This window comes from Bacillus sp. MRMR6 (assembly GCF_001940785.1).
Classification (GTDB): domain Bacteria; phylum Bacillota; class Bacilli; order Bacillales; family Cytobacillaceae; genus Neobacillus.
The window spans coordinates 1-12,851 of sequence record NZ_MSLS01000039.1 but is presented as its reverse complement, the minus strand read 5'-3'; the positions used below and the strand labels follow the sequence as shown (position 1 = coordinate 12,851).

11 protein-coding genes and 1 pseudogene are annotated in these 12,851 nt (G+C 38.5%); all 12 read left to right on the top strand.

Annotated elements, in window-relative coordinates; translation table 11 throughout:
• The first annotated feature begins 1 nt into the window (after window position 1).
• Window positions 2-1,687, top strand: a complete 1,686-nt coding sequence (locus BTR25_RS23650; protein WP_254842786.1) for a hydantoinase B/oxoprolinase family protein — start codon at window positions 2-4, stop codon at window positions 1,685-1,687.
• 351 nt (window positions 1,688-2,038) lie between these two features.
• The gene (locus BTR25_RS23645; RefSeq protein ID WP_139311323.1) at window positions 2,039-3,238 is read left to right on the top strand and encodes a hypothetical protein; all 1,200 of its coding nucleotides are present in this window, start codon (window positions 2,039-2,041) and stop codon (window positions 3,236-3,238) included.
• Window positions 3,239-3,384: 146 nt separating this feature from the next.
• Window positions 3,385-3,865, top strand: a pseudogene (locus tag BTR25_RS23640) (type I restriction endonuclease); the annotation flags it as partial.
• A 231-nt stretch (window positions 3,866-4,096) separates the two neighbouring features.
• Complete coding sequence (locus BTR25_RS23635) at window positions 4,097-4,552, top strand: WYL domain-containing protein (RefSeq protein ID WP_075690451.1); 456 nt, start codon at window positions 4,097-4,099, stop codon at window positions 4,550-4,552.
• A 20-nt stretch (window positions 4,553-4,572) separates the two neighbouring features.
• A complete protein-coding gene (locus BTR25_RS28695; protein ID WP_083652532.1) occupies window positions 4,573-4,857 on the top strand; it encodes a WYL domain-containing protein in 285 nt (94 codons plus the stop codon).
• 46 nt (window positions 4,858-4,903) lie between these two features.
• Complete coding sequence (locus tag BTR25_RS23625; protein WP_075690449.1) at window positions 4,904-5,182, top strand: DUF3992 domain-containing protein; 279 nt, start codon at window positions 4,904-4,906, stop codon at window positions 5,180-5,182.
• 157 nt (window positions 5,183-5,339) lie between these two features.
• Complete coding sequence (locus BTR25_RS27270; protein WP_139311322.1) at window positions 5,340-5,522, top strand: hypothetical protein; 183 nt, start codon at window positions 5,340-5,342, stop codon at window positions 5,520-5,522.
• A gap of 148 nt (window positions 5,523-5,670) precedes the next feature.
• The gene (locus BTR25_RS23620) at window positions 5,671-9,879 is read left to right on the top strand and encodes a sigma-70 family RNA polymerase sigma factor (protein ID WP_075690448.1); all 4,209 of its coding nucleotides are present in this window, start codon (window positions 5,671-5,673) and stop codon (window positions 9,877-9,879) included.
• A gap of 2 nt (window positions 9,880-9,881) precedes the next feature.
• Window positions 9,882-10,067 (top strand): hypothetical protein, encoded by a 186-nt coding sequence (locus tag BTR25_RS23615; protein WP_075690447.1) that lies wholly within the window; start codon window positions 9,882-9,884, stop codon window positions 10,065-10,067.
• The gene (locus tag BTR25_RS23610; RefSeq protein ID WP_075690446.1) at window positions 10,064-12,073 is read left to right on the top strand and encodes an AAA family ATPase; all 2,010 of its coding nucleotides are present in this window, start codon (window positions 10,064-10,066) and stop codon (window positions 12,071-12,073) included. Before BTR25_RS23615 ends, BTR25_RS23610 begins: the two co-directional genes overlap by 4 nt.
• Entirely contained in the window at window positions 12,066-12,503 is a 438-nt protein-coding gene (locus BTR25_RS23605) for a hypothetical protein (protein ID WP_075690445.1), read from the top strand. The genes BTR25_RS23610 and BTR25_RS23605 overlap by 8 nt, the downstream gene beginning before the upstream one ends.
• Window positions 12,504-12,652: 149 nt before the next feature.
• Window positions 12,653-12,851 (top strand): helix-turn-helix domain-containing protein (locus tag BTR25_RS23600; RefSeq protein WP_483295250.1); only part of this gene is annotated, 199 nt, incomplete at its 3' end.

Genomic DNA, 12,851 nt, shown 5'->3' with positions numbered 1-12,851 from the left:
TTTGAAGACGGCAATTGATGGAGTTACAATTGAGGTTATGAGAAATGCATTACAATCAATCGCTGAGGAGATGGGGGTAACCCTAATCAGAACAGCATTATCCCCTAATATTAAGGATAGAATGGACTGTTCATCAGCCATTTACACGAAGGAAGGAAAATTAATCTCACAAGCAGAACACATTCCGTTACATTTAGGATTAATGCCATCAGTTGTGGAAAAGGTTTTGAAAACTTATCCACCAGAGAAGCTAAAAGAAGGAGATGCGATTTTAATTAATGACCCCTATATAAGTGGGTCCCATCTTCCAGATATCTTTTTGATCTCACCAGTATTTGTGGATGGAAAAATAGTTGCGATTGCAGGGAACATTGCACACCACGTTGATGTTGGAGGGATGACACCTGGGAGTGCATCCACAACTGCGACTGAGATTTTCCAAGAAGGGTTACGTATCCCGTCGGTGAAAATTAGAAACGAAGGCGTTATTAATGATGATATATTAAGATTGTTTCAAGCAAATGTTCGTTCTCAAGAAACGTATGGTGATTTATACGCTCAAATAGCGGCAAATAATATCGCAGAAACTCGTTTAAAGGAACTATTTGCCCGTTATCAAGCTGATTTTCTTGAGGATTGTATGAATGAGATTATGGATTATTCGGAAAGACGTATGAAAGCTGCAATTAAACGAGTACCAAATGGTGAATATTCGTTTGAGGATTATCTTGAAGGGGACGGACTTAGTGATGAGCTTTTCAAAATTATGGTGAAAGTATCAATTAAAGATGAAGAAGTTTATCTAGATTTTACTGGTACAGACCAACAAGCTAGAGGTTCGATTAATTCAACCATTGGGGTAACAAAAGCTTGTGCATATTATACCATTAAGGCATTATTTGATGCAGACATTCCAAGTAATGCAGGTACATTTAGACCGATACATGTAATCGCACCAGAAGGAACACTAGTAAATCCAAAGTTTCCTGCCCCTGTATCAAATGGAAATGCAAATACATCACAACGGATTGTTGACACGATATTTGGCGCGTTAGCTCAAGCCTTACCTGAAAAATCAATGGCTGCATGTACAGGCTCGATGAATGGATTAACGATTGGCGGATTTGATTATGAAAGTAATCAATATTTCTCTTATGTAGAAACAACTGGCGGTGGGCAAGGGGGTCTTCTTGGTATGGATGGCGCGGATGGTGCACATACAAATATGACAAATACAAGAAACACCCCTATCGAAGTGATTGAGCAATCATATCCGATTTTTATAAAAAGGTATGGATTAGCTGAAGACAGTGGTGGAAGTGGTAAATACCGTGGTGGTATGGGAATTATCCGAGAAATTGTTATAGAATGTGAGGAAGCAACACTTTCCCTACGGACAGAAAGAAAGCGTTTATCACCTTGGGGATTGTTTGGTGGCAAAAATGGAAAACCCTCAAAATGTCTGTTAACTAATGGGGAAACAGGTGAAACAATTGAACTCCCACCAAAGGCGACCATTAAAGTTAAAAAGGGTGATACCTTGTTGTTGCAAACAGCGGGTGGTGGCGGGTATATGGATCCATTAGAACGAAGCAATCAGTTCATAGCAAACGATATCCTTTCTGGAGCAACAAGTATCGAAAAAGCAAGAAAAGACTATCATTTTTTATATGTAAAACAATCCTAGTTTACTATAGTTAAACTACCCACATTTAGATGTGGGTAGTTTTAAGAAAATACGTGAGTCTTTCCATTATTCTTTTTTCAAGAAAAGTTGGTGATTATTATTAAAGCGCCTTTAGTAAAGGACAGACAATCGATGAAAGGCTCCGTTATGATTGCTTACTTTCCAATTATTTTTTATCTCTTTATCATACTGTTTTTATCCTTGAATATAATTGGACATATTCTAGGGATGCAATTTCAGAACCTAGAATCATTTATAAGCTTGTTTTTGTTCTGCTTTTCTATATTTTTATTAAAAAATATGGCAAAAATCTTCCCAATTCTATTATTGATTTTGGCAAGTACTATCTGCATGTTTACAAATCAAGTAACTGTGTTGGATATATTTTGGAAAGGTACGTTGGAATTAGCTGATATAATTGTCCTAATCCTTATTGTCCCATTAATAGGCTGGGTCATCCAACACGAAAATTATATTGACTCCATTTTTTTGAAGGCGAGGATTTTCTTAAAATCAAGTGTACAGTACTTTACTGGGGTTATGGTGTTTACCCAAGTACTGTCACACTTTTTGTTAATTGGATCAATCCCACTCATTTATCAATTTGTTAATGATAATATAAAAGGTTCTTCCAATGGTATTGAGTATTTAAAAAACCTGAGTATTTTAAGGGGATTTGCTTTAGGAACACTATGGGTGGTAACTATTCCAAGTTTTTCGTATTCAGTAAAGGCTTCCGGTGCATCATTAATCAGTGTTATGGTACAGGGATTCATCGTATCAACCATTGCAATCATCCTATCATTACTTCTCTTCTATTATCGGGATAAATCAGGATGGGCAGACGCAACAGCATTAATCCAAGATAAAATCATGGGTATTGATCATCAGGTAGATAAGGGCTACATGAATAAATGTATAAAAGAGTTTTTCATATTATTTCTCTCTTTTTTGGTTATCTCAATCACACTACATATGTATGTAGGTTGGGATTTATTAGTCGTTGTTCCTCAGGTCACAATTATTTGTGTCCTAGCATACTTTCTTCTAAAAAAATCGCTACCTAAATTGAAAAATCATAGCAAACAATACTTTTTTAAAGACATTTTGAATAAAAGTGAAGAACTTAGCATATATTTTTCTGTCAGTATATTTATCTTTGCCGTTCGGGTGTCAGATATAGGTGTGTATATTGTCGACCTTCTGAATCTAATAACTTCATTGCCCTGGATAAATTTATACATGCTACTACCATTCTTAATGCTACTATTAGGATTCGCAGGGTTAGGGCCATTAACCTCAATGATTCTAGTCGGCGGTTTGCTATTAAACCTTCCTATTCCGTTCACCCCAGAACTACTCGTTCTTTCACTCACAGTAGGCAGCGCAATCAGTACAATGATGTCACCAATTGGTGTTTCCGTCATTATGCTAAGCACAAACGGCCATGTCGGAAAATTTACTCTAAGCATAAAAAGCAACTATGTATTTTGCACATTGCTCTACCTCATTTCCCAAATATATATACAGGTGGCTTTGGTATTTGGTTAGGAAACAGGGGGACAGTTCTTGCGATGCATTTTAATAAAGGTTAGTGATGTTGACAACCTCTTATTTGGGACGGGAATTAAAGAAATCAAGTATTACTATGAGGTAGTTTTCTCGGCCAACTAGCATCAGTAAGTTATGAGGAAAGTCTTGTTTACAACAAGTCACCAACAACGATGAATCAGCTAATGAACGAGCGGTATCAAAAGAATATCTTCACGGTGAGTCGTCAGGTATATATAGCGACAAGCATACGAAAAGCCTGGATATGGTTGTTTTTATTAACGGATTACCTCTTATTGTGATGGAATTGAAAAATCAATTCACAGGACAAACAGTTGAGCACGCTATGAATCAGTTCAAAAAAGACCGTGATCCAAAAGAGTAGCTTTTTAGGTTTAACGAGCGTGTCATTGTTTACTTTGCCGTTGATCCAGATCAAGTATTTTGGCGACTGAGCTGAAGAAATCCAATACATACTTCTTACCCTTCAATAAAGGGAATAACGGCGGCAAAGGAAATCCGACTGTTTATAATAATTACCGTACACATTATTTATGGGAAGAAGTTTTACTCCCTGATAGTTTGTTAGATATATTATTCCGATTTGTGTTTGTAAAGAAGGATGATCATGTTGCTGGTCCGGATGAAGAAATTATGTATCACTGGACGAAAGAAATATGTGAATACCGCCTTCATTATCATTTTGAGAGGAAAGGCAAACAAACCATTATCCATTAATTTGGATAATGGTTTTTACTATCCGCAAGAATGTATCATAACTATAGAGCAATTCGGGTCAGTCCCCCGGTACTGTAAAGTTTTACAGAGCTGCGGGACTGACCCTTTGAATCCGGAAGAATGGTAAGCCATCAAGACCGATTATTTGAAACCTATAAATTGAGGATGTTGGTGGATGCCATTCTATCCGCACGATTTGTTACCGAAGAACAAGCAACAAAACTCATTAACAAGCTTAAGAAACTTACGAGTTATCATTTTGCGAAAGCTCTTTCCAGTCCCATTAAATATAATAAATCAATGGACCATATATTTGGGCTAACAAAGGTTTATATTGATAAAATTCATCATGCGATTGAAGAAAGAAAAGTAATTACCTTCAAATACGGGAAGTTTACAATCGACCGGCAGTTTGAGTTAAATCGTAAAAGCCAAGAATATGTATACCATCCATATGCCCTTGTCTGGGAACAAGGGTTTTATTACCTGATTGGCCAAAAGGAAAATAAGGAAGGTTTAAGCAGCAACCGGGTTGATCGATTACGGGAGGTAGAGATTACACCCACAGCACTTTAAACGCAAAGAATATCATTTGTATGATTATTTGCATCGTACGTTCAATATGTTCGCCGGCCGTGATACCTGGGTGGAAATTGAATTTAAAGACAAAGGCCTCATCAATCAGATTATCGATAAATTCGGCCTGGAAGCCGGTATTCAAGAGGTTACAAAACACCTTTATCTTAAGAACCAAAGTCAATGGCGAAGGCTTCTTCAATTGGCTTCGTGGGTGGGGGAGTAAAGCCAAAATTCTCTCCCCAGCCTCACTGGTGGAGCAGATGAAAGAAGAAGCAAGAAAAATGATGGACTTGAACTCATAGGGTGTGCCGATTTTGCGATAGACGAACCAAAAGGAGGTGAATTTTTATGATAGAAAAACCAATTTTCCCTTATAGCAGCGAATTTATATCAGATGACGATAGCAATTTTCTAGGTGAATATGCCGGTGCATTAATAGCAGTTCAAAACTATTATAATAATTATGTCACAACCGGAAGTGTAGCTTTGATACAAGCAAGTGTGTTTGAATATCTATTTCTAGTGGACCAGCATGATGGAAAATCTGATGTATTAAAAGTAAAGATAAGCGACGGAGTTGTTGAGCTTGTCTCTCAATTTGATAAACTAAAGTTGAGAAACGAATAGTACGTTTGATTTACGGAAAACAAGCAGTAACATGATAAGTGCTGCTTGTTTTATTTCTTCTTCCCTACATAAAACAACTTTTTATTTCTATTAATATGCTCATATAAGGAAGTAATCGAGTATTTTTTAAAGATGCAGGGCTGGATTTCCAGTAGTGATGATGAAGAAGATTACTACAATAGCAGGTAGCGAGTTTCCGGTGAACATGAATGACTACCATTTTAGATGGAGAGCCTTTGCTAACCAATTAATAAACTATATTACTCTAATAAAAACAAATTGCGGCTGGAAAAGAATGGTCAACCATCAAATGCGAGATTTTGAATGTGATACAAAGTAATAAGTAGAAAAACACTACTTTAAGAGGTGTTTTTTACTGCACAGACTTTTGGTAGAGAGAAGGTAGCTCCCTTTTAATCATTAGTAAATAGTAGTAAAATTAGAAAGAATGCTAGAGATAAAAGTTTCCTGTTAAAGGAGGTTATTCGATGAGTGACTACAATGGATTATTTAGTTTTGTTGGTAATTTTTCAAGAGAATTATTGGATTTGATTATTCAGTTAGAAGAGGCACTATTTACACAACCGCAAACTGTCCTTATGCAAGCGAGACTATACACTGAACAGCTTGTTAAAACCATCAGTAAGGAAGAGGGAATAGAAAATGTTTATCCTTTAAAGCATGCAGAGCGTATTCATAAACTGTTCCGGCAAAATGCGATAGAAGAAAATATTTATATTAAGCTGGAATGGGTTCGGAAAAAAGGTAATAAGGCCGCTCATGATGTTTCGTCTGTGGATTTTGAGGATGGATACAAGGCACACAAATACTTGTTTGAAATAAGTGTTTGGTATATGCAAGTCTATGTAAGTTATGATTTTGAAGCGCCAATATATAAGCTGCCAAACCCTAAAAAGGAAGGCACCCATGTCCCAAAAGAGGAATTAGATACGCTTATTAAGCCTTTCATAGTTCAATCTCTCAAGCAGATGGATGAATTACGTAAAGAGCTTCAGCGTGAGCTTGAGAAAATCAAAAAAGCAAAGGAACTTGTTCTTGAAAGGGTAGAAACGTCTGACGAAAAACCTGAAACAGTTCAATTTTCCTTGCTTAAATATCTGAAGGAACATGAAATTACATATATTGATAAGCGTGACAAAAATGGAGCATTATGGATTCTTGGAGGATGGGAATTAAATGAGAAACTGTTGCCACTAAAGGGACAACGAATCTATTTCCGCTTTATGAAAAAAGGGAGTCGGGCCACGGATTACCAGCCAGCCTGGTTTCTTTTAAATAAACAATTAAAAGATCCTGAAGTAGAGGAAAACGACTTGATTTCTTCCAATCAACCTGTTGAAAAAAAACAGGAGGAAGAAAAATTAGTCCAAGAGAATACCGTTTCTTCGATTTATTTAAAAGAGGTTACTTCGGATTTTTGGCATAAAGAAGGACAATTACTGATTCCACACGCTCTATTAGATCAGGCAATAATGAAATCTTCGTTAACCGGAATCAAGAAATTAGTCCATTATGTATCGATACAGACTTWCAGTGACTTGACCGAAGAACATCTTCGCTCAATTTATAAGTCTTCACAAGAAGATTTTCATTATGTAATACAAGATTTGTTTTGGCTTGGATGTCGGTTTGATGGTCGTTTAGCAGCCTTTCAACCCTTACCTATTGGGATCCAGGAACATTGTTTAGTGGTCAAAGGGAAAGGTGAGGAAGAAATCAGGCTTTTGCTTCCTGCTCCGATTGCCAAGAGGTTTTTGGATAAAGGGATTTATCAGTTGATTGATTTGCATGGTTCTCTTAGTCAATCAATCAGATGGCTGACGAAAGTAGACGTACAAATTGTCGTAGAACAATTGGCTAATACACTCGGGAAAAGTGTGATTATTCAGGAAGCAGAGCCTAAACACAGCGAGCAGCCAATTCAGGAACGCACACCTGTCGACCGAATCGAAGTGGAAACGATTGTAGCCGCCTGTCAGGAATTCCCTCTGCCATTGTCTTTCCAAGGGGAATCGATGGAGATTCGCAATGATTTGGCTCAGCTTCCCATTGACGAGTTAGGAATACATGGCTGTGATAACATGATTCGGCAGTTAATGGACAAAAAACTAACGATACTAAAGGATTTCCCATCAGTATTAGATGAACTTCATATGCTTCTTAGAAGTGTTGGAGCAGGGACGGTCAAGAAGTTTTGGAAGCAGCTGGGTGAGCTAAACGGCAGGGAGTTGCCGCAGGTCAAACCAGAATACGATGAACTCGGCAATAAACTGGTTATTTTGCAAAATCAAATGGTAACGATTCCTACCACCTTTTTCAACCAACCGTTACTGGCGGAGGATTTTCCTTTTGCTGAAAAATCAATAAATAATATCATTGCAACAGGGATTAAAACATGGGGTGATTTGCCTTTCGAATTTGAAGAAATCGGTAAAGTAGAAGGGGTTGGCAAAAAGAAAGTTGAAACGATTTTTTATCGTTTTCTGGTGTTACTGGAAATCGCCAAGAAGCAACATGAATTTGAGCAAATGTCTCCTGCGGAAAGGCTGAATCATGAGCTTGCCGAATTTGAGAACTGGTTTACAAAATTATTGCAAGACAAAGAATTCCTTAAAGCAGAAAAGGTATCGGCTCGTTACCTGAAAATTACCCACCGACGCTACTCAACGATGTTGGCGGAAGGTAAGCATTTAACGTTAGAAGTGCTAGGTGAACAAGAAGGGGTAACCCGGGAGCGCGTTAGGCAGATACTTGCAAAAGGAGATACCAGGGTTGTCAATCGAATGAATGGACTGATAACGCTCCTAAAGCAGCAGCTAAAAGAAAATAACCATTTTATGATACTTCCTTTTACGTTGGACCCAGCTCTTTTTAACCATTTTATTTTAAAAACAGCTCTGGAATATGCGGATTTTATACTTGAACCGATGGAGGATGAAATTTTACTGTCCGATTTTGATAAAGACGAAATGGAGGAATATCAGGCAAATATTAAAGCCGATATCGAGAAAGCTTTTTATCTGCATGTTATTACCCCAACGGACTTTCAAGTCTATTGCATGGAAAAAGGGGAAGAGGATGGAGTCGATCCTAAGGTTATCGAAATCATCGCGTACCGTCATATTAAATGGCTGTCGGCTGAGCAAGGTGTTTTAAAAGGAATGAGAAAATTCCATGCCGTCGAAATGGTTATGCTCCAATATCCTGAGGGAGTTGAAGTATACAAAAAGGAAGATGAGCTGAATGAAAAAGCGAATGACATCATACCAGGTGAATTTACAGGTGTGCGCGATTTTCAGGCGATTGCGACACGAAATGATTTATCTGACCGGATTTTTTTATGGGGCAGGGGTGTGTATATCCACGCATCGTTTGTAACCACAGATGCTGAGTGGGTTCATCATGTAGAAAGTATTGCGGAGAAGTGGTTAGAGACACAGGATTTTATCCATGTTCGCAAGCTATATGAAGAGGTAGAAAAGGAAGCAGAAAAGCGGAAAGTGCCGAATGAATATGCTCTCTATACACTTCTTAGACGTAATGCTACCGGCAAGATTGCAATGACAAAGTTCCCATTTGTTCAACCAGAAGGAGCTGAAAAGCAGATGAATGCAGATTATATTGAGCAATTCATTCGTGAGAGATGCGGAAATGTTGAACTAAAGGATCTGGTCGAGCTTTTTGTGAAGAAGAGAGGCTGGAAGAGATTTACGCTGGAATTCACACTTTCTACCAATGAGCGATTCCTTCAATATAAACACGGAAACTATACGCTTCTGTCTTATTATGCTCACATTCAATTGAAGGATATTCCATTTGTTGTATCTGCCATACAGGAAAAGCTGAACGGGTCTCCATTTATGTCAATTGCCTCTGTATTTGCTGATTATGAGGTGATTTTAAAAAGCCTTGGAATTGAAACAAAATATATCCTTTATTCGATTTTAAAGAACAGGGATGGCATCGAAGCTACTTTCCCTCATTTCCCGTATGTGGTGGCATTGAACCATAAACTTGATTCGATATCAGGTGTCCGCTATATTGAACAGTTTATCTTGGAGCAGGAAGACATTGTGGCCCGGGAAGAGGTAGTGGAATGGGTGGAGAATCTGTTTGGTGAAGGCGATAGGATTTTAGATATTGCTCTATCACAAGTTCCTGAGATTCTCTATTACGCTAAAGGCCAATATGGAGAATATATCCATCGTCAAGTTATCGATTTAGACGAAATGAAGGAAAACCAATTACATGGAACGATAAAGGCCCGCTTGCAGCAAGTAATTAAAGCTAAAGGAAGAGAATATGCAATGGTCAGTGAGTTGTTCGAGCCTACCTTGTTTCCAGTACTGGCAGGAGGAATACAGTGGTCATCGGATTTATTAGAGGATGTTCTTAAAAAGTCAGGCAAATGGACGATCATTGGTTCATATGGAGAAATCATCTTATCCGGAGACTCGAAGATCTCGGATGAAGTTGCCTTCCTTGATTATGTCCTTTCCCATCACTTTAAAGGAGCTGCTAAACTAAATGAATTTCTGCGATTCCTGACAAACATTCGCTATTCGAGTGGAAAATTGTTATTTACAGCCGAAGATGCGATGCGAAAAGGTGAGGCACGATATGTGCTTGACGGGGATGAAATCATATTAAAAAGTTTAATGAAAGGAGTCAAGTGATTATGGATAGTGTGTTAATGGCGAGATTGTCCTCTTTATTAGAAGAAGAAGATCCACTTGTCCTTGAACTGATCCTCGAAACCGTTAAACAAGTGGAAGAAAATCAGCTATCTGTCGAGGCTCATGCGAAAAAAATAGAAAGACTACTGGACCGAAAACTAATCCAGATGGGAAGTGAAGATAAATGATTATACATTCACTAGAAATGGAACATTTCCGCCAATATTACGGCCGCCAGTTGATACAATTTGCCTCCTCAAATGAAGAACAAATTGTGACAGTCATTCTTGGTGAAAACGGGAGGGGAAAGACAGGTATTTACCGGGCAATCATGTTGGCGATTTTCGGCGATTACAAGCTTGAGCAGGATTCGGGCGAAGCGGAAATCATTTTGACCAATCTTAAAGCACTTGAAGAGCATCCGGAAGGGCTGAAAAGTTCAGTAACGCTTTCTTTTCAACACAACAAACATACTTATAAAGTGACTCGGACATGTTTTGCCAGGAAACTTCCGGATGGGGCCATTAAGGAGCAATTATTTAGTGTCTTAATGGTAAATGAAACTACAAATGAATCGTGGTCGACGGAAAGGGATATTCAGGAGGTCATTCGAAAAATGGTGGATGAACGGGTTAAACATTACTTCTTTTTTGATGGAGAAAGAATTGAACGCCTCACCCGCGTGGCTGCCTCTCAACGAGAAGAGATCGCAGTCGGGATAAAGAACCTTTTGAAAATTGACCATGTTATCAAATCAAAAGAGGTCCTGAATAAAGTATTAACTTCTGTTAAGAAGGATCTTGAAAAACACTCAAAGGGTGAATATAAAAAGGCCTTTCTTGAGCTCTCAGAGAAAGAGCAGAAAGCAGCCCAGCTGGTTGAACGGCAATCTGAACTAAAAAATCTAATAATCAACTCTGAAAACAGGCTGTCTGAAATTGATGAACAATTGAAGAAGTTTGAAAGCAGCAAGGCATTATTTTTAGAGAGGGAAGAGCTTGAAAAAGAAGGAGTGCAAATCAATAACGCGATTGCTTCAAAGATGGAGCAGCTGAAGAAAATGAACAAATACCTTCCGCTATTGCTAGGTGAAGATACCTACCACCTAACATTGGCCAGACTCCGTGGTGAAATCGATAGTACAGATAAAATCGGGATCCAATCTTCATTAATTAGCCAGTTGCTTGGGGACATGCGCTGTATTTGCGGAACTGATCTACATGAACTTACACGAGGACATCAGCAGTTGATGGCATTGAAAATATCGGTTGAAGCTTACGAGAAAAATAAAGATCTCTATGACCTTTATGAATCATTGCAAAAATTGCTTTCTTACCTGGAAGGCAGGGTGGAAACGACTTCTTATATTGCCGATGAGTTGAAGCAGCTGCATGTCCAGCAGGAAGAAGTAAGATGGAGGCTGGATGAATTGAACCTCCGCCTCCAGACAGTCGGTGAACAAGAAATCAACTCGCTAAATGATGAGCGGAACCAACTAACCCGGACGTTGGCTCAACTAAATTATGATTCTAAGCAGCATATGATTGAACAAGAAGAGTTGAAAAAAGAGCTGGAGCGTTTGGAGGTACATGTAAAAGAGCTCAAACGAAAATCCGGAATTCGTGAGCAACTACTGCAAAAGCATGATGTACTAAAAAGCTCGATTTCATCAATCTCAGCTTTGATTGAAACGTTTGAACAGGAAGTCATGGAAGAGTTGGAGCGTGCAACCCAGCAAAATCTGCATTACTTACTAGATGATGCTGGCCAGGCAATGATGAGAAAAGTGAAAATTAATCAAGATTATTCACTAGAAATTCTGAATGCTTTCAACCAGCCATTCTTGGCAAACATTTCTCAAGGGCAGCGTCAAGTCCTCTCAATCAGCTTTATCACAGCATTGGCCCAAGTAGCAGGAGGAAGTACCACTCTTGAGATGTCACTGTTGATGGATACACCGTTTGGAAGGCTATCATCGATTCATCAGCAAGGACTAATTGAGTATTTACCACAGATCTGTTCTCAGTGGGTCTTGCTTGTGACAGACCGTGAATTTGGCGCAGAAGAAAAGGCTCTTTTTGCACAGACAAATCGAATTGGAAAGTATTATAGATTAAATTCAAAAGGGCCTGGTGAAACCTTAATTGAAGAAGTAGATATGTCGGAATTGCATAGGAGGAAATGGAATGGGTGAAATCGGACAACTTCGAATCTATGTTGCAGAAAAACATTTTCCCGTTTATCAAGAGCTGGGAAAGACGTTATTTTCTCAAAACAGTGATTTTTTTATCTTTTGTGTGTTTGCAGGCAGCAGGCTTAATCAAGCAAATGAGATCTCAAAGAAGCAGGAACTGTGCCGTGCGGTTACATTATCAGAGCACGATTGGATTTCCCTAAAATCCATATACTTTAATAATCATGGGGAAGTAGGGACCTATAAAGAAATCACACAGCTGGCTGAGAAATATGCGCATGCAGGGATAACACATATGATTGACAACAAACTTATGGAGTTCCTCATGCAGGACGAGGCCGAAAGATTTCACTTAAAAGGAAACCTTAATGAACTTCAAATGAAGATTATGGAGTATGTGTTGAAGAGTAAAGAAGAAGCACCTTTTTAGTTACGTAAAGTCCCGTAACATCATACGGGGCTTTTTATGATGTGGCAGGGTGTATTTGGTAACGTAAAAGTGAGCCACCATATTAATTGAAAACTGAGCCACTTTTGATAGACAATTAACCCTAATGACATATTAGGGGGATATCAGGAGTGATCACGTTGGACCAGAAACAGAAAATAATTAAAATGTACATGGAGGGTAAAAGTAAACGGGGTATTGCAAAAATTACAAAAAAATCCAGGAACACAGTAGCTAAGTACATTCGTGAGTTTGAGGAAAGTAAACTAGAGGATGTGCGAAAGTTACCCATACCAGAAAGTGTAATGAGTCCGCCAACTTATAAGAAAA